The sequence below is a fragment of the Phenylobacterium montanum genome, from assembly GCF_018135625.1.
GTDB lineage: Bacteria > Pseudomonadota > Alphaproteobacteria > Caulobacterales > Caulobacteraceae > Poindextera > Poindextera montana.
The window spans coordinates 4,637,376-4,662,597 of record NZ_CP073078.1 but is presented as its reverse complement, the minus strand read 5'-3'; the positions used below and the strand labels follow the sequence as shown (position 1 = coordinate 4,662,597).

The window sequence follows — 25,222 nt, the reverse complement described above, 5'->3', positions numbered from 1 at the left end:
GCCCTTGTCCCGGCGGCATCGCGGACCAATCTGCGCGTCTCGACGCTCCGGAGAATGTCGATGTTCCGTTCCATGACTGCGGCCCTGGCCGCTGTCGCCCTGACCGCAGCCGGCGGCCTCGCCCAGGCCGCGACCGCCCCGGCCATGAGCATCCAGAGCTTCAGCCAGCTGAAGCTGCCCCTGCCCTATCCTTACGAGGAAAAGGCTGACGCCAACGCCCAGGTCGCGGCCGCCATGGCCAGCGCCAAGGCGCACCACAAGCTTCTGATGATCGACCTGGGCGGCAACTGGTGCGGCGATTGCCGCGTGCTGGCCGCGACCATGGACCTGCCGGAGCTGAAGGCCTTCGTCGACAAGCACTACGAGGTGGTGTCGGTCGATGTGGGCCGGTTCGACAAGAACCTGCAGGTGCCGGCCCACTACGGCATCACCCAGCGGCTGGAGGGCGTGCCGGCGCTGCTGATCGTCGATCCCCGCGGCGACAAGCTCTTGGACGGCGGCCACGTCGCCGCCCTGGCCGACGCCCGCCACATGACGCCCCAGGCCCTGGCCGACTGGCTGGCCCAATGGACCAAGTAAGGGGGCGGACCAAGTAGGGGCGACTCTCGCGCCTCAGTGGATCTGGATGATCCCGTTCACGGCCCGCCACTCCGACGGCTTGATCAGCCGCTGGTGGGCGACGCGCACGGAATAGAGCGCGCCCTCCAGTTCGCGCCTCCAGAACTCGAGAAAATGGCGCAGGGTCGGGAAGTCCGGGGCCAGATCGTATTCCTGCCAGACATAGGTCTGCAGCAGGGCCGGATGATCGGGCATCCGGTAGTGGATCTCGGCCGTTGTCAGTCCATAGCCTTTCAACTGCAGCTCGAATTCGCGGCTGGCCATGTCGCTACATCCTTCTATCGCACATCCTGTCTTGTTCGAACGCCGAACCCCGGACGCACGACTCAGCAGCGTCCGCAAGAAGACGATCCGCCCGAACAGGTTAATTTTGTCCAGAAGACCGATCGACGGCGCGATGTCGCGGGTCACCGGCCAGATTTCGACCAGGTTGAGCCCATCGATTACACAGGAGTGGAGGCCGTTCGGCGTTCGATATCAGCACTCGGCTTCCGCGAGCGCTACTGCGGGCCGGCCCGCACCTCATGCAAAGCCCCGGCAATCATGGCGCCCCATGTCGCTGGCCGGCGCCCTCGCCCCGTCTATTCGAGGCTTTTTGCCGCAGGGCTGCTATCGCAGCGGTCTATACAAAGAATACAGGAGTCTGCCCCACAATAGGGTGTCTTCCCAACGTCACGGTCCCCGAGTCCCACACGCTTGCAGCCCATGGCGACCACGACCGCGATCCTGGACGACGGCCTCGACGAGGTCGCCGCCCGTGCCTTTCAGGGCCTTTTCCCGCGCCTGGCGGTGACGGCCGCCGCTGCGGGCCTGAGCGCCCTGGTGGCGCCGTGGCGCGACTGCCTGGCCTGGCTCGCGGTCATGCTGCTGATCGAGATCACGGCGGTCCCCCTGGTGCGGCCGCAGTCACAGGGGCGCAAGGCGGGACCGGGCCGGCGGCTGGCCTATCTCGCCAACCTGACCACCGGCTGCCTGACCTGGACGGCGCTCGGCGCCCTGCTCTGGTCGACCGGAACCCCGGCCGGGGCCGTGGGCGCGGTGATCCTGTGGCTGTCGGTGACCTTCTTCGCCCAGAACAACGCATACCAGTCGCTGGTCGGCTTCATCTGCAGCGGGGTCCTGCCGACCCTGGCGGTGCTGGCCTTCATGGTCTGGGGACCCGATCCCCTGCACCTTCCGCTGGCGCCGACCGCCGGCCTGACGGCCCTTGCCTTCACCTTCGTCGCCGACGGCATGGCCCGCAACCGGGCCATCCGCCGCCGGGCGGACGAGACCCAGGCGAGGCTGACCGAATCCGAGGCGCTCTATCGGATGCTGGCCGACAAGGCGAGCGACATAATCGTCCGCTATGACGCCGACAGCGTGATCCGGTTCATCTCGCCCTCGGTGCGCCAGCTCGGCTTTACGCCGGAGCAGATGATCGGCCGCCGCATGAGCGACTTCACCCACCCCGAAGACCACACCCGCGCGCAGCAGCGGCGCGTCGACATCCTGGCGGGGCGGCCGGTGACGGTCGAAGAATCGATGGGCACCCGCACGCGGACGGCGAGCGGCGAGTGGGTCTGGCTGCAGGGCAGTCCGACCCCGATCCGCGACGAAGCCGGAAAGATCATCGGCGCCCTGACCGCCTTGCGCGACATCACCGCACGCCGCGAAGCGATGGACGCCCTGGCCCAGAGCGAGGCCCGCTATCGCCTGCTGGCCGAAACCTCGCGCGATGCGGTGTTCCGCTTCAACCTGGCCGGCGACATTCTCTACGCCTCCCCTGGAGCGCGCCTGTTCGGCTATCCCCCGGAGGAACTGGTCGGCCGCAACAGCCTGGAACTGATCCACCCGGACGACGTGGAGGCGGCGCGCGCGCGGCTGATATCGGTGCTCAAGGCGACCGACGAGGGGGAAACGCCGACCCTGAACGAGTTCCGGGTACGGCACGCCGACGGCCGGTATCTGTGGGTCGAGGGCAATCCCTCGGCGACCCGGGACGCCGAGGGGCGGATAGACGGCCACACCGACAGCCTGCGTGAGGTCACCGCCCGCCGGGCCATGGAGGACGAGGTGCGCCGCAAGAGCGTCGAGGCCGAAGCCGCGGCGGTGGCCAAGTCCGAGTTCCTGGCCAATATGAGCCACGAGATCCGCACGCCCCTGACCGGGATCATCGGCTTCGCAGGCCTACTTAAAGGCGCCCGGAGCCTGGACGGCGAGGCCAGGACCTATGCCGAGCGGATCAGCACTGCGGGCGAGACCTTGCTGGCGGTGGTCAACGACATTCTCGACTTCTCCAAGCTGGAAGCCGGCCAGATCGAGCTTGATCCACGCCCGATAGACCCGGCCCTGTTCGTGCAGGAGACCATTGAACTGGTCCAGCCTCAGGCCCAGGCCAAGGGGCTGGAGCTGGGCTGGCGCGCTGAGACGCCTCTGCCGGCGGGCCTGATGGCCGACGCCCCGCGCCTGCGCCAGGTGCTGCTGAACCTGCTCACCAATGCAGTGAAATTCACCGACCAGGGGGGCGTCCAGGTGACCGCGGCCTACGACGCGGGCCGACTGAGAGTCGCCGTCGCCGACACCGGAGTGGGGATCGCCCCGGACAAGATGGACCGGCTGTTCCAGCGCTTCTCGCAGGTCGACGGCTCCAGCACCCGCGAGCACGGCGGCACCGGGCTTGGCCTGGCGATCTCCAGGACCCTGGCCGAGCTGATGGGCGGGGCCATGGGCGTGCAGAGCCGGCAAGGCGAAGGCTCGACCTTCTGGTTCGAAATCCTCGCCCCGGCCGCCGCCCTGCCGGCAGCGGTCGCGCCGGAGGCCCTTATCGATCTCGACAAGCCCGCCCGTATCCTGGTCGTGGACGATGTCGGCGCCAATCGGGACCTCGTACGCGCCATGCTCGGCGCGTTCGGCCACGACCTCAGCGAGGCGCCCAGCGGCGCCGAGGCCATCCGCCTGGCGGCCGAGGAACCCTTCGACCTGATCCTGATGGACCTGCAGATGCCCGGCACAGACGGCTTGACCGCCGCGCGGGCTATTCGCCAGGGCGACGGCCCCAACCACGCGACGGCCATCGTCGCCCTCAGCGCCAACGTGCTGCCGGCCCAGGTCGAGGCTTGCCGCGCCGCAGGCATGGACGACCACATCGCCAAGCCGATCGATCCGACCGAACTCCTGACCAAGGTCGCGCGCTGGGCGACCGAGGCCAGCCCCTCCTCCCAGAGCCGGCCTGCGGTTCAGGCCTGAGCGGCGGCGGCCCGCACCACCTCGGCCAATTTGCGCACCCCGGCCTCGATGGCCGGCCCGTCGGTTCCGCCAAAGCCCAGCACCAGTCCGGCCTTGTCCGGCTTTTCCAGGTAGCAGCTCGACAGCGGCACGGCCGAAATCCCGCGCGCGGCGGCGCGGCGCGACAGGTCCGCATCGTCCAGCCGCGGGTCGACCAGACCCACGAGGTGCATGCCGGCCTCGGCGCTGACCACCTGCATGAGGTCGCCGATCTGCGCGGCGATGGTCTCGGCCAGAAGGCGCCGCCGCTCCATGTAGAGCATGCGCATGCGCCTGATGTGACGGGCGAAGTGGCCCTCGCCGATGAAGTCGGCCAGGGCCGCCTGGGGCGCGGTCGGCGGGAAGATGTCCATCGCCTCGCGCGCCGCTGCGAAGGCCTGCACGAGGTCCGAAGGGATCACCAGGTAGCCCAGGCGCAGGGCGGGAAACAGCACCTTGCTGAAGGTGCCGACATAGATGACGCGGTCATCGCTGTCCAAGCCCTGCAGGGAGGCGATCGGCCGGCCGGCGAAGCGGTATTCGCTGTCGTAGTCGTCCTCGATGATCCAGGCGCCCGCCCGCGCGGCCCAGTTCAGCAGCATCATCCGCCGGGCCGCGCTCATGGTCACGCCCATGGGATACTGGTGCGAGGGGGTGATGTAGGCCGCCCGCGCGTCCGGCCGGCGGCGGATGGCCGCCTCGACATCCAGACCGTCATGGTCGATCGGCGCGGGAACGGGCTCAGCGCCGGCGAGATAGAAGGCGCGGTGGGCGCCGGGATAGCCGGGCTCTTCCACCCAGACCGGATCGCCGTCGTCCAGCAAGGCGCGGGCGGTGATCTGCAGAGCCTGCTGCGAGCCGGCCACGATCATCACCTGAGAGGCGTCGCAGCGCACCGCCCGCGAGGCGCCGACATATTCGGCGATCGCTTCGCGCAAGGGCGCCCAGCCCATCGGGTCGCCATAGGCCATGCGTTCGGTAGCCAGGTTGCGCTGATGCCGGTTCAACAGACCCGACCAGACTTGGCGCGGGAACTGGTCCAGGGCCGGCAGGCTGACCCGAAACGCGCCGATCACGGGGATCGAGGGGTCCTGCGGCGTGGCCATCACCGCGGCCACGCGCCGGGCTATCTGGCGGGTCGGCGACCGCTCGCCGGCGCCGGTCGCGGCCGACACAGAGGGGACCAGGGCGTCCTCGGGGATGGCGGCGGCCACGCAGGTGCCCGCGCCGACAAAGGTCTCCAGATAGCCCTCGGCCTGCAGCTGCTCGTAGGCGGTGACCACCGGAATGCGCGATATCCTGAGTTCGGCGGCCAGGCTGCGGCTTGACGGCACCCGCTGGCCTGGGCGCAGGCGCCCTTCGACGATGGCGCGCTGGAAGCCGTCGTAGAGCTGGCGATAGAGCGGCCGCTCGTGAGCCGGATCGACACTGATCGCCGGCATGAAGCCGGCCCGGATCCGTCTCATCGCCCCTCACAAAGTGGCTACATCAAATTGGCCTGGAGTGGCCCTTGAGGGCCGCCAGCCGAACGTCCGACAAACGGCGCGATGATGCAAGTCGGCGGCGAAATCGCGGCGTCCGGGGGCGGACGACAGGGCCAGTGTGATCCCGCCGCAAGATACGGGGCGCGAACGGGGGCGAAGCCGGCGATCCCAGGATCGCGTAACCCTTGAGAGGCCCAAGCTTTCATGAAAACCCTGATGACCGCCGTTCTGGCGGCCTTCGCCCTGCTGACGCTCACCCCCGGCGCCGCAAGGGCCGACGCGCCGACCGACAAGCAGAGCCTGGACGACGCCTGGTGGACCGGGCCGCTGTTGGCCCCATCGGCCGGGACCCTGCCGAAGGGACACGTGCTGATCGAGCCCTATCTCTACGACGCCCTGCCTTACGCCCACGTCGACGGCCGGGGCGCCGAGCACAGCCTGCCGCACCAGAACGACTTCGGATCGCTGACCTATATCAACTACGGCCTGGCCGACCGCTTCACGGTCGGGGTGATCCCCCGCTTCGGCTATGTGCAGGAGGGCACGGGCCGGAACAGTTCGGGGATCGGGGTCGGCGACCTGTCGCTTCAGGCCCAGTACCAGTTGACCCAGTTTCACGCCGGCTCGTGGATGCCGACCCTGTCGGTCAACGTACAGGAAACCCTGCCCACCGGCCGCTACGACCGGCTGAAGAAGGCCAATGACGGGTTCGGCGCCGGGGCCCATACCACCACCCTCTCGCTCTACGCCCAGACCTATTTCTGGACGCCGAACGGGCGGGTGCTCAGGACCCGGCTCGACCTATCCTATGCGACCTCTGACGGGGTCCGGGTCAGGGACCTCAGCGTCTATGGCACGACCGCCGGCTTCCGCGGCCACGCTCAGCCGGGCGACAGCGTCTTTGGCGACCTGGCCTTCGAATACAGCGCCACCAGCAACTGGGTCCTGGCCCTGGATATCTGGGGCGAGCAGGATGGCCGCACCCGGATCGCCGGCGCCTATCCTGGCTCAAGCCCAGTTCGAAGCGTAACGCCGGTCGGCCGCGCCCTCTATCTCGCCCCGGCGGTCGAGTACAACTTCAACAGCCGGGTCGGCCTGATCGCCGGCGCCCGGGTGCTGGCCGCCGGCCGCAACGAGACCGCCGCGGTGGTCCCGGTCGCGGCCCTGAACATGGTGTTCTGAGCGGGTTGAGGAAAAGCGCGAAGCGGCTTTCCGCCCGCAACCCGCTCCAACTCAAAGCCAGATCAGCCCAGCTGGCTCACGTCCCGCACCGCGCCGCGCGCGGCGTTGGTGGTCATGGCCGCATAGGCTCTCAGCGCCGGCGAGACGTTGCGCTGGCGCTCCGCCGCCGGCTTCCAGGCCTTGGCGCCCCGCGCCTGCATCTCGGCGCGGCGTGTGGCCAGGACCTCGTCGCTCAGCTCCAGATTGATGCCGCGATTGGGAATGTCGATCAGGATCGAATCGCCCGTCTCCACCAGGGCGATCAGGCCGCCCTCGGCCGCTTCCGGCGAGACGTGGCCGATCGAGAGGCCCGAGGTTCCGCCGGAGAAACGGCCGTCGGTGATCAGGGCGCAGGCCTTTCCGAGACCCTTGGCCTTCAGATAGCTGGTCGGATAGAGCATTTCCTGCATGCCGGGACCGCCCTTGGGGCCCTCGTAGCGGATCACCACCACCTCGCCCGCCTGGACCTCGCCGCCCAGGATGCCGGACACGGCGGCGTCCTGGCTTTCATAGACGCGCGCCTTGCCGCGGAAGGTCAGGATCGACTCGTCCACCCCGGCGGTCTTCACGATGCAGCCCTCGGGCGCCAGGTTGCCGAACAGCACAGCAAGTCCCCCGTCCTGGCTGAAGGGATGCTCGGCCGAGCGGATCACCCCGCTCTTGCGGTCGTCATCCAACGTGGTCCAGCGCGCCGCCTGGCTGAAGGCGGTCTGGGACGGCACCCCGCCCGGGCCCGCCTTGTAGAAGGTGCGCACCTCTTCGTTGTTGGTGCGGCCGATATCCCACTGGGCCAAGGCTGCGCCGAGGCTCGGCGCATGCACGGTCGGCAGGCTGGCGTCGATCAGGTCGGCCCGCTCCAGTTCGCCCAGGATGGCCATGATGCCGCCGGCGCGGTGGACGTCCTCCATGTGCACGTCGCTCTTGGCCGGGGCGACCTTACACAGGCACGGCGTGCGTCGCGACAGGCGGTCGATGTCGGCCATGGTGAAGTCGACCCCGCCTTCCTGCGCCGCAGCCAACAGGTGCAGTACGGTGTTGGTCGAGCCGCCCATGGCGATGTCCAGGGTCATGGCGTTCTCGAAGGCGGCGAAGGTTGCGATGCCGCGCGGGGTGGCGGTGACGTCGCCCTCCTCGTACCAGCGCCGGGCCAGTTCGACGACCACGCGTCCGGCCTTGCGGAACAGGCCCTCGCGGTCGGCGTGGGTGGCCAGGACCGAGCCGTTGCCCGGCAGGGACAGTCCCAGGGCCTCGGTCAGGCAGTTCATCGAATTGGCGGTGAACATGCCCGAGCACGAGCCGCAGGTCGGGCAGGCCGAGCGTTCGATCGCCTGCACCGAGGCGTCGTCGTAGCTGTCGTCGGCGGCGACCACCATGGCGTCGATCAGGTCCAGGGCCCGCTGGGCGCCCTTGACCACCACCTTGCCGGCCTCCATCGGCCCGCCGGAGACGAACACGGTGGGGATGTTCAGCCGCATGGCCGCCATCAGCATGCCGGGGGTGATCTTGTCGCAGTTGGAGATGCAGACCATGGCGTCGGCGCAGTGCGCGTTGACCATGTACTCGACGCTGTCGGCGATCAGTTCGCGGCTGGGCAGGGAATAGAGCATCCCGTCGTGGCCCATGGCGATGCCGTCGTCGACCGCGATGGTGTTGAATTCCTTGGCCACCCCACCGGCCGCCTCGATCTCGCGCGCCACCAGCTGGCCCAGGTCCTTCAGGTGCACGTGGCCGGGCACGAACTGGGTGAAGCTGTTGGCCACGGCGATGATCGGCTTGCCGAAGTCGCCGTCACGCATGCCGGTGGCGCGCCACAGGGCGCGGGCGCCGGCCATGTTGCGGCCGTGGGTGGTGGTGCGGGAGCGATAGGCGGGCATGGCGCAGACCTGACGAGAAGGAGATCGGCGTCAGTAGGCCGCTTTCAGCTTGCGGTGAAATATATTATTCAGCGTCAATAAAGTCGCCAAACATATCACTATGGACATCCGTCAACTCAGGCACTTCGCCGCCGTCGCCGAGACCCTGCATTTCGGCCGGGCGGCCGAGCTGCTGGGCATGACCCAGCCGCCGCTCAGCCAGTCGATCCAGGCCCTGGAGCGCGAACTGGGCGCGCCCCTGTTCGCCCGCACCAAGCGCAGCGTGGCCCTGACCCCGTTCGGCGCCGCCTGGCTGGCGCCGGTCAAGGCCGCCCTGGCCGGGGTGGACGCCCTACCGGACCTGGCCCGTCGCCTGCGCCAGGGCGAGGCCGGGCGGCTGGAGCTGTCGTTCATCAGCACCGCCGACTACAGCATCCTGCCGAGCCTGGTGCGCCGCTACGCCGCCCTCTACCCTGATGTGGAGATCACCCTGGTGGAGGCCACCAGCGACGTGCAGATCGCGGCCCTGCTGGACGGTCGCGGCCACGCTGGCGTGATCATCCCGCCGGCCGACAGCGCCCTGCCCGCCCCCCTGGCCTACCGCCGGCTGGTGTCGGAGCCCCTGATCGCCGCGCTCCCCGAGACCTGGCTGGAGACCGGGCGCATCCGCCTCGAGGCCGGCCGCCTGCCGCCCGCGGCGGTGATCGCGAGCCCGCTGATCGTGTTCCCGCGGCGCGTGGCCCCGGCCTTTTACGACCTCGTCCTGGACTACTACACGGCCCGCGGCGGCCACGCCCACGTCGCCCAGGAAGCCATCCAGATGCAGACCATCATCAGCCTGGTTTCGGCCGGCATGGGCATGGCCCTGGTCCCCGCATCCCTGCGCCACCTGGCCCGCACCGGCGTGCGCTATGTCGATCTTCAGGAAGGCGCCCCGGCGCTGGAGACCGGCCTCGTCTGGCGCCGCGACGACACCGAGCCGACCTTGGCGCGCTTGATCGAGGTGGCGATCCAGACGCCCGCAGACCGCGACGCCGTCAGGCCAGTTCTTCCACCGCCCGCCACTCCGGCCCGACGTAGTTGACGATCAGCGTCTTGCGCACGCCATGGATCGGGCGCGGGGTGAAACCGTGCCAGGTGTCCGAGCCCGGCGTGAAGATCAATCCGCGCCCCTGGCTGTAGTCGACACGCCCCATGGGCGGATGCTCCGGCCCCGGCCCGTAAACGTCCGTGCCGGCGTCGGCCAGGGCGGGATCGTCGGACAGGTAGATCAGCATCGTCAAAAGCTTGACCGGGATGTCGAGGTGAGGCTCCAGCCAGAAGCCGTCCACGTCCTGGCAGTATTCGATCCTGAGCCGCCCACCGTCCAGGCTCGCGCCGGTCAATGTGGCCAGCGCATCCCGTGTCCCCTGATCCTGGAACACCTCGGCGACCGCCGCACACACCGGATACTGCGCCTGCAGCGCGGGGGTGAAATAGACCCGGGTGCTGTTGTTGCTCTCGCGTCGCCCGTCGAAGCTCGCCGCTGCCGGCGGGGCGAATGGCAGGGCGAGGACTTCGTCGCAGGTCCGGGCTGGCAGTGCGCGTTCGAGAACCCAGTGGTCGAAGGGGCGCGCCTCATGTCGGTGGCGGCGGACCGAGTCCAGAAATCCGCCACGCAACCCGGCGGCCATGTCAGGAGCCTCAGCGAGCATGGACCAGCCCGAGTTTCTTGGCGGCGGAGGACAGCTTGTGCACCGCGAAATGCTTGGCCCGCGCGCCGTCCGAGACCAGCCAGTTGAGCATCAGGTATCGGCGCTGGCCGACGAAGGACGGATGGCCGTGCCAGGAGCGGTCGCTGCGCCGGAAGGCGACCATGACCCCTGCCCGGGGCGCAACTTCAAGCGCGACATCGTCGAGGTCGGCGCTGTTGAGAAGGCGGATCCGCCCGCCCTCCGCCTCCCAGGGGCCAGGGTTTAGATAGATCAGCGCCGTCGCCGCCTTGTCCTCGGAATCGGTGTGGGGCCGCCCGTCCCGCTCGGCGCAGCGGCCTCGGACGGTGATCATCAGCGACTTGTCGGCCAGGGAGAGACCGAGTTTCTCCTCCATCGCCGCCTCGAAGGCCGGGCTGCGCAGAGCCTCGACCAGGGCGTCGAACGCCAGCCCGCCGCTCAAGTCCTCGACCGGAAACAGCCCCGACTGGTGAATGGTTGGGAAGTCCGCGAGGACCGCCGGCAGCTGCTCGGAATCGATGATGTCGGTGGAGAAGAAGCGGAACGGCTCATCGCGGACCGTGGCGGCCCTCAGGCGATCGAGATCGAGCATGGTGATTCTCCCGGCGCCGCGGCCTGAATGCGGCGCGACCATGCCGACGCCCGGGCGGCGCCGGCTTGATCGAGATCAGCAGGGCGCGCAGCCGCTCAGACGGCCGGCGCGTGCCGGGCCACACTCGGCTGGAGATAGCGGTCGAAAACGGCGGCGACCGAGCGCACGAAGGGTCGGCCGCGGCGGGTCACGGCCAGGCGGCGGCCGTCGAATTCGGCGAGCCCGTCGGCGATGATCGCCTCCAGGCGGCCGATCTCCTCGGCCAGCCGGTCGAGCCCGCGGCCGTGGTCGGCGCAGGCCTGCTCCAGGTCGACCGCAAAGTCGCACATCAGCCGCTCGATGATCTGGCCGCGGAAGCGGTCGTCCTCGGTGACCACCCGCCCGCGCGCGGTGGGCAGGACGCCGTCGGCCACGCGGCGGCGCCAGTCGAGCTCGGTCGAGGCGTTCTGCGCATAGCCCTGGGCGAAGCTGGAGATCGAGGAAGCGCCGAGGCCGATCAGGGTCTTGCAGGCGTCGGTGGTGTAGCCCTGGAAATTGCGGTGCAGCCGCCCCTCGCGGGTCGCCACGGCCAGTTCGTCGTGCGGCAGGGCGAAATGGTCGAGGCCTATGGCCACGTAGCCCGCACGGGCCAGGTGTTCGGCGGCGATCGCCGACTGGTCGAAACGCTCGGAAAGGCCCGGCAGGTCCTTGGCGTCGATCAGCTTCTGGTGCGCCTTCATCCAGGGCACGTGCGCGTAGCCGAACAGGGCGATGCGCTCCGGCTGCAGCCTCAGCACCTGGTCCAGGGTCGCCACCACGTCGGCCGAGGTCTGGCAGGGCAGGCCGTACATCAGGTCGAGATTGATCGAGCGGACCTGAACCTCGCGCAGCCAGGCCACGCTGCTGGCCACCACTTCGAAGCTCTCGCGGCGGTTCACCGCCGCCTGGACATGGGGCGACAGATCCTGGACCCCCAGGCTGGCGCGGCTGAGGCCATGGAAGGCTGCGGCCCGGACCCATTCGCGGGTCAGGGAAGCGGGATCCAGTTCGGCGGCGACCTCCGCCCCCGGGGCCAGCTTGAAGACGTGGCGGACGATGTCGAACAGGGCGTTGAGGTCGTCGCGCGAGAGCAGATTCGGCGTGCCGCCGCCCAGGTGCAGGGCGTTGGCCCAGACGCCCGCGGGCAACCGCTGCTCGACCAGGGCCGCTTCGGCGCGCAGCACAGCCAGATAGCCGGCCAGCGAATATTTGCTGTTCACCACCCGCGTGTTGCAGCCGCAGAACCAGCAGAGGCGGGCGCAGAATGGAATATGCGCATAGACCGACACCGGCTTGTGCGGGGAGACCTGCGAGAGCCATTCCCCATGCAGGTCGGCGCCGACCTCGGGACCGAACTGGGCGGCCGTCGGATAGCTGGTGTAGCGGGGGACCTGCCCCCCGTAGCGCGACAGCAAAAGCCCCGTGACGTCGGCCGGAGCGGAAACCTCGGAAGCGCGCGGCGGCGCCAGCATCTGATCGGTCATGGCGAACTCAAGAAGGGAGCGCCCCGCCCGGGGGTACGGAAGGCAGGGCGCTCGTCTACGGGCGGCTCACAAGCGATCCCGGGGGAGATCGAGCCGGGCTCGACCTGTGGGGACATGTCGAGCGTGGAAATCCTGGACCCAGGCGGCAAAGCCGCCTTGATGCAAATCAACCGTGACCGCGCCTCAGTCGTCCTGCAGGATCCGCTCGGCGTCGCCCTTGGGATCGTCGTACTGGCCCGAGCGGAGCGTCCAGACGAACGCGGCAAGGCCGACCAGGGCCATGGCCAGGGAAATCGGGATCAGCAGTATCATCGCGGTCATCGGCCTGTTCCTCCCGCGCGGTTGACCCTGAGGGCGTTCAGCGTGACCGCCAGGGACGATCCCGACATGGCCAGGGCGGCGATCAGCGGGGTCACCAGGCCCATGACGGCGGCCGGTGCGGCCACCAGGTTATAGGCGGCGGCGAAGGCGAAGTTCTCCAGCGCACGCCGGCGGGCGGCCCTGGCGACGTCGATCGCATCGACCACGGCCCACAGGGCCTCGCCCTGGAAGACGAGGTCGGCCGCCGTCTGGCTGGCGTCGGCGGCGGCGCCGGGGGCGACGGAGACATGGGCCTTGGCCAGGGCGGCGGCGTCGTTCAAGCCATCGCCGACCATCAAGGGCCGGCGGCCGGCCGCGATCAGGGCGTCGATCGCCGCAGCCTTGTCGAACGGGCTGAGACCGGCGCGATACTGCTCGACACCGGCGCCGAGGCTGGCCCGCCGCACCGCGCCCTCCACGTCGCCCGACAGCACCTGGACCGTGAGGCCGCGCGCCTTCAGCGCCTCGATGGTCCGGCCGGCGTCGGCGCGCAGGTCGTCGGTGAAGTCCATGCGCCGCGGCGCCTCGCCCTCGAAGGCGAACCACAGGGCGGTTTCGGCTTCCTGGGCCTCGGTCGCGCCGACGAACGCCGCCCGGCCGAGGCGCGCGCGCCGCCCCTCGACGACGCCCTCCATGCCCATGCCGGCGATCTCGTGCGCCTGGTCCGCCACGGCGCCGGGGCCGGCCTCGGCGGCCAGCGCCCGGGCGAGCGGGTGGCGCGAAGCGCGGGCCAGCGGCGCGGCGGCCTGGACCAGGGCGGGATCGGCGACCGCCAGGCGCGGGCGGCCATGGGTCAGCACCCCGGTTTTGTCGAACACCACGCAGTCGATTTCGGCCAACCGCTCCAGGGCCGCGCCGGACTTGACCAGCACCTGGCGGCGGAACAGCCGGCCCGAGGCCACGATCTGCACCGCCGGCACGGCGAGGCCGAGGGCGCAGGGGCAGGTGATGATCAAGACCGCCGCGGCCCGCATCACCGCGTCCGGCAGGGGCAGTCCGGCGATCATCCAGCCGACGAAGGTCAGGGCCGCCACGCTGTGCACGGTCGGCACGTAGATCGCCGCCGCCCGATCGGCCAGGCGCACATAGCGCGACTTGCTCTGAGCGCCGGCTTCCATCAGCCGGGCGATGGCGGCGACGGCGGAATCCTCGGACCGAGCGATCGCTCGCACCACCAGCCGGCCTGTCAGGTTGATCGCCCCGGCCTGGACCGCAGTCCCAGCCATCGCGGCGACCGGTGCGGTCTCGCCGGTCAGCAGGCTGACGTCCAGCTCGGAAGCGCCCTCTTCGATCACCGCGTCCACCGGCATGCGATCGCCGGGCAGGACCACCAGGCGGTCGCCCGCGGCGACGTCCTTCAAGGCTGTCGCCTCCACCGCGCCGCCCTGGGCGATGCGGCTCGCGGTCACCGTCTGCAGGGCCAGAAGATCCTTGGCGGCGCTGCGGGCGCTGGCTCTCAGCTTGTGGTCCAGATAGCGGCCGATCAGCAGCAGGAACAGAAGCGACACCGCCGCGTCGAAATAGGCGTGGCGCCCATGCAAGGCGGTCTCATAGAGGCTGACCCCGATGGCCAGCAGCACGCCGATCGAGATCGGCACGTCCATGTTCGCTCGCCCGGCCCGCAGCGATCGCCAGGCGCTCTTGAAGAAGGTCGCGCCGGCGAAAAGCGCGCAGGGGGCGGAGATGATCGCGGTCAGCCAGTAGAACAGGGTGCGGACGCCCTCGCCCATCTCCTGGTGCAGCAGGCCGGCCCAGACAGGGACCGAGAACATCATCGCGTTGCTGGCGCCGAAGGCCGCCACGCCCAGGGCCAGGGCCAGGCGGCGCCCCTCCACGTCCTCCTGCGCCTTGGCTTCGGCGGGGTCGAAGGGCATGGCCGGATAGCCGAGCCGGCTCAGGGTCTCGACGATCTGGCGCGGCTTCAGTTCGCCAGGCCGCCAGCGCACGGCGAGCTTGCCGGTGGTCAGGTTCATTCGCGCCAGGGTCACGCCCTGAAGCGCGCCGACGCCTTTTTCGATCTTCGCAAGGCAGCCGGCGCAGCGCGCCCCGGTGACCAGCAGCTCAAGCTGGAGCTCCTCGCCCGCCGGGCGGACAAACACCGAAGGGTCTGCGGCCAGGGCCGCGCTGTCGGAAAGGGTCGCAGTCAACGCCATATCAGCCGCCGCTCCGCGGTGCGCTTCTCGCCCTGGCCGTTGGCCGCGGTGACCGACAGGTCCCACGCGCCGGGCGCAGCGGGCGCCACTGCGCGATAGAGGCCGGGTTCGGTCTCGGCGAAGCGCAGGTTCAGGTTCTGCGCCTCGGTCGCAGGGCGCTTGATGTCGCCGGTGACGGTCAGGCGTGTCAGGGGCCGGCCGTCCTTGTCGGCCCATCTGACCAGGATCGCCTCGCCCCTGCCAGCCGGCGCCGGCGTTTCGACCCGGGCGGCCCAGCCCAGCTTCGCCTCGGCGGCCTGTTCGGCCAGGGTCTTGTTGTAGGCGATGCCGGCTTCATAAGGCTCCCCGGCCACTTCGCCGGGGAAGGTCTTCACCGCATAGACGATGAAGCCGGTGTTGATGGCGATATCGGTCCCGAAGAACAGCACGAACAGGCCCAGCACGTGCCAGCCGGTCAGGCGGAAGGGTTTGGCGGCGCTCATCGCTCTTCGTCTCCGTGGCCCTCGTCGCCCGACAGGAAGACCGTCTTTTTCACCGCTTCGCCGGCCGGCGAATTGATCTTGAACAAAGCCGGGGTGGAATGCCGCTCGTCCTGCGGCGCCGGGGCGGTGACGAAGACCTGCAGCGAGCGCTGGCCGTCCGGGCCGAGGGCGACGTCGATCGAGTCTCCCTCCATCGGCGCGCCCACCGCCTTCAGCCGCGCCCCGTCGACGCCGGAGAAGCTGATCCGGTAGGTCGCTGGCGCATTGGACCGGTTCATCAGCTTCAGCGTATAGCCGTTGCGGATATCGCCGTCGGACAGGCGCACGAAGGTCGGATTGCGGTCGCGGATCACGTCCAGCGCCAGGGGCGAGCGCGTCAAAAGGCCGTAGAGCATGATCCCGCTGACCACCGCGAGGGTGACGCCATAGTAGAGCGTCCGGGGGCGGATAAACTTGTAGTCTGGCTTGCGCCCTTCCTCCCGCGCCAGCACCGCCGCGTCGGTATCGAACGCGATCAGGCCGCGCGGCCGGCCGACCTTGGTCATGATGTCGTCGCAGGCGTCGATGCACAGGCCGCAGTTGATGCACTCCATCTGCGAGCCGTCCCTGATGTCGATACCCATCGGGCAGACCACCACGCACTGGGTGCAGTCGACGCAGTCGCCGCGGCCTTCCCAGCCGGTCCCCTTCTTGTGCGCGCCGCGGGGCTCGCCGCGATCGACCCGATAGGTCACCTGCAGCGAGTGATCGTCCAGCATGGCGCCCTGGATGCGCGGCCACGGGCACATGTAGGTGCAGACCTGCTCGCGCATGGTCCCGGCCAGGGAATAGGTGGTGAAGGTCAGGATGGCCGCCGATGCATAGGCCGTCATCGGCGCCTGGCCGACGAACAGCTGCTTCATCAGGGTCGGGGCGTCGTGGAAATAGAAGATCCAGGCGCCGCCGGTGGCCAGCGAGATGGCCAGCCAGACGGCGTGCTTGCCGGTCTTGCGCCAGGCCTTGTCGAAGGACCAGGGCGCGGCGTCCAGCTTCATGCGCGCGTTGCGGTCGCCCTCGAACAGGCGCTCGGCGACGATGAAGAGGTCGGTCCAGACCGTCTGCGGGCAGGCGTAGCCGCACCAGAGCCGCCCGAACAGGGCCGTGACCAGGAACATCGCCAGGGCCGCCACGACCAGGAGGCCGGTGAAGTAGTAGACCTCCTGCGGCCAGAGCTGGATGAAGAAGAAGTAGAACCGGGCGTGGGTGAAATCGACCAGCACGGCCTGGCTGGGCGCGCTCGGCCCGCGGTCCCAGCGGAACCAGGGCAGCAGATAGTACACCCCGAGCGTGGCGATCAGCACCAGCCACTTGATGGTCCGCCACTTGCCGTGGACCAGCTTGGGATAGATCGGCTCGCGCTTCTTGTAGAGGCCGCCGGGCTGGCCGCCGGCCGGCGAGGGGCCGGAACCCTTCGCCGGCGCCCGCTTATGCGCCTCATTCCCAATCGTGTTGATGACTGTCGTCACGAGGCTCTACTCCCCCGAGGGTTACTGACCGCCGCCGGACTTGACGTGGATGTAGACCGCCAGCGCCTTGATCGTGGCCGGATCGAACCGGTGGCCCCAGGCCGGCATGACGCCGCCATGGCCGTTCCAGATCTGGTCGTGGATCGAGACGCGGTCTGCGCCGTAGAGCCAATCGGCGTCGGTCAGGTTCGGCGCGCCGAAGGCCTGGTTGCCCTTGCCGTCGGCCCCATGGCAGGCGGCGCACTGCTGGGCGAAGACCGGCGCGGCCCGGGCGACCGCCGCAGCGTCCGCCGTCCGGTGCGACAGGGCGGTGACGTACTCGGTAAGGTCGTTGACCTGGGCCGGCTGCAGCATGCCGTCGCGCCCGAAGGCCGGCATCTGCGAGAAGCGCTGGTCGGGATCGCCGGAGCGCACGCCCACGGTGATGGTGTGCTGGATGTCCTCCAGCTTGCCGCCCCACAGCCAGACGTCGTCACGCAGGTTGGGATAGCCTTTGGCGCCCGTGCCGCTCTGCCCGTGGCAGGGCGCGCAGTTGTCGGCGAAGACCGACTGGCCAACCGAGAGGGCATAGGACTGCAGCTTGGGATCGGCCTCGATCTGCTGCAGGCTGGCGGTCTTCAGCGCCGCCCCGGCCGCGCCGCGCTGGGTCGCGAGGTCCTTCAGGTCCTGGGCCACGGTGGCCCTGGCCGAGTTGCCGAGCATCCCGTGGGTGTAGCCATGGATCCCCGGCCAGGCCGGCATCAGCACCCAGTAGCCGACCGAGAAGGCGATGGTGGCGTAGAAGATCCACAGCCACCAGCGCGGCAGCGGATTGTCCAGCTCCTTGATGCCGTCCCACTCGTGGCCGGTGGTCTCGACCCCGGAGTGTTCGTCTCGTTCGCGAGATCCGCTCATGCCGGATCCTCCTCGTCGTCCAAAGGCGCTCTCGCGGCCTTGTCGAATTCAGCCTTGTTGCGGGGCCAGAAGGCGTAGGCGCACACGGCGGCGAACAGCAGGGCGAAGTAGAGGCTGCCGCCCTGCTGGGCGAAACGGGAGACCGCTTCGTAGTGGTCGGTCGGGCTCATCTGAGGTTGTCCCCCGAGGCCTGATAGGTCGAGAAGTCGACGCTGGTCCCCAGCATCTGCAGATAGGCGATCAGGGCGTCCATCTTGGTGATGCGGCCCGGCTCGCCGCCGAAATTGCGCTGGTTGACCTTGGCCCCGTAGCGCTTGGTCAGGCCGGTCGGGCTGGCGCCCGGGTCGTCCTGGGCCTCGAGGTCGGCCTTGGCGTTGGCGATCTGGTCGGCGGTATAGGGCACGCCCAGGGCCTTCATGGTCCTGAGCTTGTCGGCGATGTCGTGATAGTCGAGGTCCTGCTTGGCCAGGAACGTGTAGGGCGGCATCACCGATTCCGGCACCACGGCGCGCGGGTTGATCAGGTGGTCCCGCTGCCAGCCGTCGGAATACTTGCCTCCGACCCGCGCCAGGTCAGGCCCGGTGCGCTTGGAGCCCCACAGGAAGGGATGGTCGTACATGCTTTCCGCGGCCAGGCTGTAGTGGCCGTAGCGCTCCACCTCATCCCTCAGGGGGCGGATCATCTGCGAGTGGCAACCGACGCAGCCCTCGGAGATGTAGACGTCGCGACCCGCCAGTTCGAGCGGGGTGTAGGGCCTGACGCCCTGCACCTTCTCGATCGTGCTCTCCAGGTAGAAGAGCGGCGAGATCTCGACGATGCCGCCAATTGAGATGACGACAATGATGCCGATGATCAGCAGGAGCGAGTGGCGCTCCAGCCAGAAGTGATGCTTCCACATGTGAGAGACGCCCCTATTCCGCGGCCGCCGGGGCCGGCGCGAGGGCCGGGCCCATGGGGACGGGCTTGACGGTGACAGTGGCCGCCTCGCTCTCGCGGACATCGCCGCGGATGGTGCGCCACAGGTTGTAGACCATGATGACCGTGCCGGTCAGATACATCAGCCCGCCCAGAGCCCGGACCACATAGGCCACGTGCTTGGCCTCGACGGTCTGGACGAAGGAGTAGGCCAGGAAGCCTTCGGGCGTGTATTCGCGCCACATCAGGCCTTCCATGATGCCCGACACCCACATCGCGGTGATGTAGAGCAGGATGCCGGTGGTCGAGATCCAGAAGTGCCACTCGACCAGACGGTCGGAATAGAGCCGCTCACGCCGCCACAGCCACGGCGTCATGCAGTAGAGGGCGCCGAAGGAGACGAAGCCGACCCAGCCGAGCGAGCCGGAATGCACGTGGCCGATGCCCCAGTCGGTATAGTGCGACAGGGCGTTGACCGTGCGCACGCTCATCACCGGACCTTCGAAGGTCGACATGCCGTAGAACGCCAGGGAGACGATCAGCATACGAACCACCGGGTCCGTGCGCAGCTTGTCCCAGGCGCCCGACAAGGTCATGACGCCGTTGATCATTCCGCCCCAGGACGGCATCCAAAGCATGATCGAGAAGGTCATGCCCAGGGTCTGGGTCCACTGCGGCAGGGCCGTGTAGTGCAGGTGGTGCGGGCCGGCCCAGATGTAGATGAAGATCAGCGCCCAGAAGTGGACGATCGACAGGCGGTAGGAATAGACCGGCCGCTCAACCCGCTTGGGGATGAAGTAGTACATGATGGCCAAAAAGCCGGCGGTCAGGAAGAAGCCGACTGCGTTATGGCCGTACCACCACTGGATCAGGGCGTCCTGCACGCCCGAATAGGCGGAGTAGCTCTTGGCCGAGAGCAGCGAGACCGGCAGGGCCGCGTTGTTGACCAGGTGCAGGACCGCGATAGTGACGATGAAGGCCAGGTAGAACCAGTTGGCCACATAGATATGCGGCTCCTTGCGCTTCCAGATCGTGCCGAGAAACACCAGCAGGTAGGCGACCCAGACGATGGTCAGCCACAGGTCCACGTACCATTCCGGCTCGGCGTATTCCTTGGTCTGGGTGATGCCCATCAGGTAGCCGGTGGCGGCCAGGACGATGAACAGCTGATAGCCCCAGAACACGAACCAGGGCGCGATCCCGCCGGCCAGCCGCGCCTTGCAGGTCCTCTGCACCACGTAGAAGGAGGTCGAGATCAGGACGTTGCCGCCGAAGGCGAAGATCACCGCCGAGGTGTGCAGCGGGCGGATGCGCCCGAAATTGAGGAAGCCCAGGTCCGGGAAGTAGAACAGGTTCGGCCAAGCCAGCTGGCTGGCCAGGGTCAAGCCGACCAGCATGCCCACAACGCCCCAGAACATCGAGGCGATCACCCCGGCCTTGATCACTCCGTCCATGTACTTGTCGGTGGGCTGGGCGAACTTGCCGGACGAGATGCCGCCGGTCAGGGCCAGGGAGGCGACGGTGAAGGCCGCGGCGAAGATCAGGGCGTGCACCTGAAAGCCGGGATCCTTGGTGAGGGCCGCGACGGTCCAGGCGCCGATCGCGCCGATCACCGTGAATGAGAGCGCCAGTGCGGCGTCGAGCGGGGCGCCCCCCTCGGCCTTACTTGTAATTGCAGTCATGGGTCGAAAGTCCCCGCCAATAGAGGGCCGACTTGTCGCGGGGGCGGGGCCTATCGGCGTTGATCCAGATCAACATGGTCGGCCTGCGGGCCGGGCATTGTGTCGCTGCTCCCCAGGACGGGCGTTCAGGGGAGGAAGGTGCTGGTCGTTAGGCGCATTGCGGAGGTTCGCACGTGGGACAAAATCGCATTTCACCGGACCCGCTTGGGGTCCAGTGGGCCGCGGGCTTGGCCTTGCTCGCGTCCGGTGCGGGCCTTGAGGCTGGCCTCATGATCTATCGCGCGATCTGGCTGCGCGGGCTCGGCCCGATCTGCGGCGCGCACCCGGCGACGCTGCATTGCCCAGGATGCTACGCAGCCATGGCCCTGGCGCTCGCCGGAGCGCTGACCCTGATCGCGCCGACGGCGATGAGGCTCCAGCGCCAGGCCTGAAGCGCCCCGCCATGGAAATTCGGCAATCAACAACGGCCGGGCGTGGAGCGCCCGGCCGTCAAACTCGTCTTTGACCAGGGGGCCCTGATCGGAGGCTATTTGGCGCGGCGCTCGCCGTTGGCGTACAGCGACGTGCAGAACAGAACCACGCCGAAGACGCTGAAAGCGACGATGACCATGTCCAGGAAGAGGGCTTCGCCCGTCATGTGAAAACTCCGCGATTGAATCGCGGAGCAGACTGCGTCGGCAAAGCCGGCCCAGGCTTGATCCAGATTAAGACAGGACGAACATGCCCAGGGACGCGGCCCCCATCACCGCCGCCGTGATCCAGCCGAGCGTCCTGATCACCCGGCCGACGGTGAAGCCTCCCATAACGTCCGACCTGCGGCAGAGCAGGACGATCACCACCACCAGGGGCGTGGCGACCACGCCGTTGATCACCGCGCTCCAGAACAGCGCCTTCATCGGGCTGATCGGGGTGAATTCCAGAACCAGGCCGGCCAGCACGCCGGCGGCGATGACGGCGTAGAACCCGCGGGCGTCGGTGGCCTTGCGCTCCAGCCCCCAGGGCCACCCCATGGCCTCAGCGATCGCATAGCCCGACGCCCCCGCCAACACCGGCACGCCGATCAGGCCGACGCCGAGGATGCCCAGGGTGAAGACCACCGACGCGAAGCCGCCGGCCAGCGGACGAAGCGCGCTGGCGGCCTGGGCCGCGGTCTCGATGTCGGTGATGCCGGCGCTGTGCAGCGTCACCGCGGTCGCCAGGACGATGCAGTAGGCGGCCACGTTGGAATAGAGCATGCCGCTCCAGGTGTCCCAGCGGATGCGCCGCAATTCCGGGCGCGCGCGCGCCGGCGCCTCGACCAGGGGCTGGCGTCCGGCCGGACTCTCCGCCTCCTCCATGTCCTCCACCTCCTCCGAAGCCTGCCAGAAGAACAGGTACGGGCTGATGGTGGTGCCGAAGACCGCGATGACCGTGGTGGCGGCCGTCGCAGTCGGCTTGAAGCGCGGATACAGGGTATGGGCCACCACCGCGCCCCAGGGCACGCGAACGGTGAACAGCACGACCCCGTAGGCCAGCAGCGCCAGGGTGAGCCACTTCAGAAAGACCACATAGCGATGGTAGGGCACCAGCAGCTGCAGGCTGAGGGTCAGGAGGGCGAAGGCGACGGTCAGTATCCGGCTGTCCAGGCCGAGGACCAGTTGGGCGCTCTCGCCCATGGCGGCGACGTCGGCGCCGATGTTCAAGGTGTCGGCGATCACCAGCAGGACGACCACCGACCACAGGACCCAGGGCGGAAAGTGCGCCTTGATATTGGCCGCGAGGCCCTTGCCGGTGACGCGGCCGAGCCGCGCGCACATCGACTGGACCGCCGCCATCAGAGGATAGGTCAGCGGCAGGGTCCAAAGCATGTCGAGGCCGAATTGGGCGCCGGCCTGGGAATAGGTGGCGATCCCGCTCGGATCGTCGTCCGCCACCCCGGTGATCAGGCCTGGGCCGAGCTTCTCGAGCGGATGCTGGACGAGGCGTCGCCAAAGCCCGGCGAGGCGCCCTGTCGGCTGGTCGTCGACGTTCCCGTCACGCATCGGCGGTTCCCTCTGGCGGCCGCTAAAGCCCGGCCGTAAGCGGGCGTTGCTCCGATGACCTGGATCAAAGCGCATCATAGGATCGAGAGACAGAGTGCACACGCCAGAGAGGCCCAAAAATCTGGAGCCGCCGCATGAAACACGCCGTCATCGTCGCCCATCCCAACCCGGAAAGCCTCAACCTGGCTCTGGCCCGCGCCTACGCTTCGGCCGTCGAGAGCCTGGGGCATACGGCGACGCTCCGCGATCTGTACCGCCTCGGCTTCGATCCTCGGCTGCCGCTGGAGGAGCTGCCCCACGACCTGACCGCAACGCCCCGGCCGGACGTGGCCGCCGAGCGGGCCGCGATCGGCGGCGCCGATGTCTTCGTCTTCGTCTATCCGCTGTGGTTCAACGCGCCGCCGGCGATGATGAAGGGCTACTGGGACCGGGTGTTCGGCTACGGCTTCGGCTTCTCGATGGGCGACGCCGGCAATCGCCCCGCGCTGAGCGGGCGCTCCATGCTGACGATCACCACCTCCGGGGCGCCCCAGCGATGGGTGCGCGAGACCGGCTCCTTCGAGGCGCTGCGCACCTTGTTCGATCGCCATGTCGCGGCGGTCTGCGGCCTGTCAGCGATCGAGCACCTGCATTTCGGCGACATCATCCCGAACCTGACGCCGGAGGCGGCGACGGCCTGCCTGGAACAGACCGCCGACATGGCGCGGCGGCATTTCGGGGTCAGGCCGGACTAAGCCCCCGCTCCCGCCTATCGGTCCGGGTCGACCAGCAGCGCCATGCGCACCAGTTCCGAAAGGCTCTGCGCCTGCATCTTGGTCATCAGGTTCGCGCGATAGACCTCGACCGTGCGCGGGCTGATTCCGAGTTCGAAGGCGACGATCTTGTTCGGCTTGCCCAGCACCACCCCGTTCAGCACCTGGCGCTCGCGGGTGGAGAGCTGGGCGAGGCGCTGGGCGATCACGGCCTTTTCGTCCGCGCGCACCTGCCGGTCCTGGCTGCCCGACAAGGCGCCCTTCAGGGCCGAAAGGATGGTGTCGTCGTCGAACGGCTTCTCGATGAAGTCGATCGCGCCGCCCTTCATCGCCTCGACCGCCAGGGAGACGTCGCCATGGCCGGTGATCACCACCACGGGGAGGCTGGACCCGGCGGCGGTCAGGTGCCGGACCAGGTCCACGCCGCTCATCCCCGGCATCCGCACGTCGGTCACCACGCAGCCGGGCTCGGCCTGGTCGAGCCGGGCGACGAAGGCGTCCGCCGATTCATAGGTCCTGGACTTCATGCCAGCGGCGTCGAGCAGAAAGGCCAGGGAGTCGCGGACCGCTTCGTCATCGTCGATGACATGGACCACCGGCTCATTCGACATGGTCGACCTCGTTCTGATTGACCGTGCGCAGGGTGAATCTGAAAATCGTTCCGCCACCCGGGTTCTGTTCGGCCCAGAGCCGTCCGCCATGGGCCTCGATGATGGTGCGCGAAATCGACAGGCCCACGCCCATGCCCTGGCTCTTGGTGGTGACGAAGGGCTGGAACAGGCGATCGGCCACCTCGGGGCTGATGCCGCAGCCGGTGTCGCTGATGCTGACGCGCGCCTGATCCGGGCCGATCAGTTCGGTGGCGATGATCAGATCGCGCCGCGGCGAGCCCTCCATCGAATCGATCGCATTGCGGATCAGGTTCAGCGCCACCTGCTGGATCTGCACCTTGTCGGCGAGGATCAGGTCAGCCTTCGGGTCGATCTGGTAGCGGACCCTGAGGCCGAGTTCCTTGGCCCCGACCAGGGCGAGCGCGCTGGATTCTTCGATCAGCTTCGGCAGGCTCTCGACCCGTCGTTCGGCTTCGCCGCGGGCCACGAAGTCCCTCAGGCGACGGATGATCTGGCCGGCGCGGAGCGCCTGGTCGCCCGCCTTGTCCATGGCCTCGGAGATGCGCGCCGCATCGTGCTGCGGCGCGCTCAGCAGCAGGCGCGCGCCCTTCAGGTAGCTGGCGATGGCCGACAGGGGCTGGTTGAGCTCATGGGCCAGCGTGGACGCCATCTCGCCCATGGCGGTCAGCCGCGACATGTGCAGCAGCTCCGACTGCAGCTCCTGCAGCCGGGCCTCGGTCTCCTGCCGCTCGGACAGGTCGCGCACGAAGCCGGTGAAATAGGGGTGGCCGCCGACCCGCATCTCGCCGACGGCGAGCTCCATCGGGAAGGTCGAACCGTCCCGCCGTTCGCCGACCACCACGCGCCCGATGCCGATGATGCGGCGCTCGCCGGTATCCTTGTAGCGTTCGATATAGCCGTCGTGGGCGTCCCGGTAGGGCTGAGGCATCAGGATCTTGACGTTGCGCCCGATCACCTCGTCCGGGCGCCAACCGAACAGGCGCTGGGCCGCGGCGCTGAACGAGCGGACCAAGCCCTGTTCGTCGATCACCACCATGGCGTCCGGCACCGTGTCCAGGATCGACTGCAGATGGGCTTCGCGCTCATAAAGATGGGCGTTGGCGATGGCAGCCTCGGTCCGAGCCCGCCCCAGCCATTCGCCGGCGATCGAGACCCCGACTCCCAGCAGGACGAAGGTCGTGACGCTCACCTCGCGGTCGATCGCGCCCGTGCTGGCGTTCATCATCAGCAGGCCGTCCCCCAGCCCCAGCGCCGTGCAGACCAGCCCGGGACCGATTCCCCCCACGAGGGCGGAGGCGATCACCCCGCCGGTCGCGATCAGGAACGCCGACCGGCCCGCGACGATACCGTGGAAGGGATAGCGCAGGGCCAGCACAGCCGCGCCCCAGCAGATGGCGAGCAGATACGCGCCCCAGCGCGATGATCGCCTGGGTGCTGCGGCGAGCTCGTCGATCGTCCGCCATAGGTCCCGCATGGCTGTAGGGGTAGTCGCGGTGCTGCGTTCCATCAAGGCGGGTCGATCGTGAATTTCGCCTTATCCCAGAGCCCGCCCGCGCCCGGTATCCGTAGGACTACGTAGGGGATGGGCCTTAGGGTGA

At 68.8% G+C, this 25,222-nt stretch carries 23 protein-coding genes; 6 read left to right on the top strand and 17 right to left on the bottom strand.

The features are described from left to right. Positions 1 to 60: 60 nt before the first annotated feature. Complete coding sequence (locus KCG34_RS21240; RefSeq protein WP_211937599.1) at positions 61 to 579, top strand: thioredoxin family protein; 519 nt, start codon at positions 61 to 63, stop codon at positions 577 to 579. A gap of 33 nt (positions 580 to 612) precedes the next feature. Here KCG34_RS21240 and KCG34_RS21235 read toward each other — a convergent pair whose 3' ends face one another. Continuing rightward, entirely contained in the window at positions 613 to 882 is a 270-nt protein-coding gene (locus tag KCG34_RS21235) for an usg protein (RefSeq protein ID WP_211937598.1), read from the bottom strand. A gap of 441 nt (positions 883 to 1,323) precedes the next feature. Between KCG34_RS21235 and KCG34_RS21230 the strand changes: the two genes are divergently transcribed. Then, entirely contained in the window at positions 1,324 to 3,846 is a 2,523-nt protein-coding gene (locus KCG34_RS21230; protein ID WP_211937597.1) for a PAS domain-containing hybrid sensor histidine kinase/response regulator, read from the top strand. On the opposite strand, the gene pdxR is transcribed toward KCG34_RS21230, so the two are convergent. Then, positions 3,837 to 5,330, bottom strand: coding sequence for a MocR-like pyridoxine biosynthesis transcription factor PdxR (pdxR, locus tag KCG34_RS21225; protein ID WP_211937596.1), 1,494 nt, complete (start codon positions 5,328 to 5,330; stop codon positions 3,837 to 3,839). The genes KCG34_RS21230 and pdxR overlap by 10 nt on opposite strands. 234 nt (positions 5,331 to 5,564) lie before the next feature. Between pdxR and KCG34_RS21220 the strand changes: the two genes are divergently transcribed. Further along, positions 5,565 to 6,530: a transporter gene (locus KCG34_RS21220; RefSeq protein ID WP_211937595.1), complete on the top strand. Its 966-nt coding sequence runs from the start codon at positions 5,565 to 5,567 to the stop codon at positions 6,528 to 6,530. A 62-nt stretch (positions 6,531 to 6,592) separates the two neighbouring features. On the opposite strand, the gene ilvD is transcribed toward KCG34_RS21220, so the two are convergent. Beyond that, the gene (gene ilvD, locus KCG34_RS21215; RefSeq protein ID WP_211937594.1) at positions 6,593 to 8,443 is read right to left on the bottom strand and encodes a dihydroxy-acid dehydratase; all 1,851 of its coding nucleotides are present in this window, start codon (positions 8,441 to 8,443) and stop codon (positions 6,593 to 6,595) included. A gap of 100 nt (positions 8,444 to 8,543) precedes the next feature. Between ilvD and KCG34_RS21210 the strand changes: the two genes are divergently transcribed. Continuing rightward, positions 8,544 to 9,506 (top strand): LysR family transcriptional regulator, encoded by a 963-nt coding sequence (locus KCG34_RS21210; RefSeq protein WP_211937593.1) that lies wholly within the window; start codon positions 8,544 to 8,546, stop codon positions 9,504 to 9,506. Here KCG34_RS21210 and KCG34_RS21205 read toward each other — a convergent pair. The 11 genes from KCG34_RS21205 to ccoN all read right to left on the bottom strand — a co-directional run bounded on the left by KCG34_RS21205 (position 9,460) and on the right by ccoN (position 20,219). Next, complete coding sequence (locus KCG34_RS21205; protein ID WP_211937592.1) at positions 9,460 to 10,095, bottom strand: 2OG-Fe(II) oxygenase family protein; 636 nt, start codon at positions 10,093 to 10,095, stop codon at positions 9,460 to 9,462. The two genes, KCG34_RS21210 and KCG34_RS21205, sit on opposite strands and share 47 nt — an antisense overlap. 10 nt (positions 10,096 to 10,105) lie before the next feature. Then, positions 10,106 to 10,726 carry a 2OG-Fe(II) oxygenase gene (locus KCG34_RS21200; RefSeq protein ID WP_211937591.1) on the bottom strand — a complete coding sequence of 207 codons (621 nt, stop codon included), beginning with the start codon at positions 10,724 to 10,726 and terminating at the stop codon, positions 10,106 to 10,108. A gap of 95 nt (positions 10,727 to 10,821) precedes the next feature. Continuing rightward, positions 10,822 to 12,228, bottom strand: a complete 1,407-nt coding sequence (hemN, locus tag KCG34_RS21195) for an oxygen-independent coproporphyrinogen III oxidase (RefSeq protein WP_249138103.1) — start codon at positions 12,226 to 12,228, stop codon at positions 10,822 to 10,824. Positions 12,229 to 12,411: 183 nt separating this feature from the next. After that, positions 12,412 to 12,510, bottom strand: coding sequence for a cbb3-type cytochrome oxidase assembly protein CcoS (ccoS, locus tag KCG34_RS21190; protein ID WP_376788226.1), 99 nt, complete (start codon positions 12,508 to 12,510; stop codon positions 12,412 to 12,414). 35 nt (positions 12,511 to 12,545) lie between these two features. After that, on the bottom strand, positions 12,546 to 14,741 hold the full coding sequence (locus KCG34_RS21185) for a heavy metal translocating P-type ATPase (RefSeq protein WP_211937589.1): 2,196 nt from the start codon (positions 14,739 to 14,741) through the stop codon (positions 12,546 to 12,548). Continuing rightward, positions 14,732 to 15,223: a FixH family protein gene (locus KCG34_RS21180; RefSeq protein ID WP_211937588.1), complete on the bottom strand. Its 492-nt coding sequence runs from the start codon at positions 15,221 to 15,223 to the stop codon at positions 14,732 to 14,734. The genes KCG34_RS21185 and KCG34_RS21180 overlap by 10 nt, the downstream gene beginning before the upstream one ends. Further along, positions 15,220 to 16,728: a cytochrome c oxidase accessory protein CcoG gene (ccoG, locus tag KCG34_RS21175; RefSeq protein WP_211937587.1), complete on the bottom strand. Its 1,509-nt coding sequence runs from the start codon at positions 16,726 to 16,728 to the stop codon at positions 15,220 to 15,222. Before ccoG ends, KCG34_RS21180 begins: the two co-directional genes overlap by 4 nt. A gap of 21 nt (positions 16,729 to 16,749) precedes the next feature. Further along, entirely contained in the window at positions 16,750 to 17,622 is an 873-nt protein-coding gene (ccoP, locus tag KCG34_RS21170) for a cytochrome-c oxidase, cbb3-type subunit III (protein WP_211937586.1), read from the bottom strand. Next, positions 17,619 to 17,792 carry a cbb3-type cytochrome c oxidase subunit 3 gene (locus tag KCG34_RS21165; RefSeq protein ID WP_211937585.1) on the bottom strand — a complete coding sequence of 58 codons (174 nt, stop codon included), beginning with the start codon at positions 17,790 to 17,792 and terminating at the stop codon, positions 17,619 to 17,621. Before KCG34_RS21165 ends, ccoP begins: the two co-directional genes overlap by 4 nt. After that, positions 17,789 to 18,520 (bottom strand): cytochrome-c oxidase, cbb3-type subunit II, encoded by a 732-nt coding sequence (ccoO, locus tag KCG34_RS21160; protein WP_211937584.1) that lies wholly within the window; start codon positions 18,518 to 18,520, stop codon positions 17,789 to 17,791. Before ccoO ends, KCG34_RS21165 begins: the two co-directional genes overlap by 4 nt. 13 nt (positions 18,521 to 18,533) lie before the next feature. Then, positions 18,534 to 20,219 (bottom strand): cytochrome-c oxidase, cbb3-type subunit I, encoded by a 1,686-nt coding sequence (gene ccoN / locus KCG34_RS21155; protein ID WP_211937583.1) that lies wholly within the window; start codon positions 20,217 to 20,219, stop codon positions 18,534 to 18,536. 269 nt (positions 20,220 to 20,488) lie between these two features. Here ccoN and KCG34_RS21150 point away from each other — a divergent pair, with 269 nt between their 5' ends. Then, positions 20,489 to 20,650, top strand: a complete 162-nt coding sequence (locus tag KCG34_RS21150; protein ID WP_211937582.1) for a hypothetical protein — start codon at positions 20,489 to 20,491, stop codon at positions 20,648 to 20,650. Positions 20,651 to 20,923: 273 nt separating this feature from the next. On the opposite strand, the gene KCG34_RS21145 is transcribed toward KCG34_RS21150, so the two are convergent. Beyond that, positions 20,924 to 22,240: an NRAMP family divalent metal transporter gene (locus tag KCG34_RS21145; RefSeq protein ID WP_211937581.1), complete on the bottom strand. Its 1,317-nt coding sequence runs from the start codon at positions 22,238 to 22,240 to the stop codon at positions 20,924 to 20,926. A 134-nt stretch (positions 22,241 to 22,374) separates the two neighbouring features. Between KCG34_RS21145 and KCG34_RS21140 the strand changes: the two genes are divergently transcribed. Further along, positions 22,375 to 22,974, top strand: coding sequence for an NAD(P)H-dependent oxidoreductase (locus KCG34_RS21140; protein ID WP_211937580.1), 600 nt, complete (start codon positions 22,375 to 22,377; stop codon positions 22,972 to 22,974). Between the two features lie 14 nt (positions 22,975 to 22,988). Here KCG34_RS21140 and fixJ read toward each other — a convergent pair whose 3' ends face one another. Together fixJ and KCG34_RS21130 are read right to left on the bottom strand one after the other, a co-directional pair. Continuing rightward, positions 22,989 to 23,603: a response regulator FixJ gene (fixJ, locus tag KCG34_RS21135; protein WP_211937579.1), complete on the bottom strand. Its 615-nt coding sequence runs from the start codon at positions 23,601 to 23,603 to the stop codon at positions 22,989 to 22,991. Continuing rightward, on the bottom strand, positions 23,593 to 25,131 hold the full coding sequence (locus tag KCG34_RS21130; RefSeq protein WP_249138102.1) for a sensor histidine kinase: 1,539 nt from the start codon (positions 25,129 to 25,131) through the stop codon (positions 23,593 to 23,595). Before KCG34_RS21130 ends, fixJ begins: the two co-directional genes overlap by 11 nt. Positions 25,132 to 25,222: the final 91 nt, after the last annotated feature.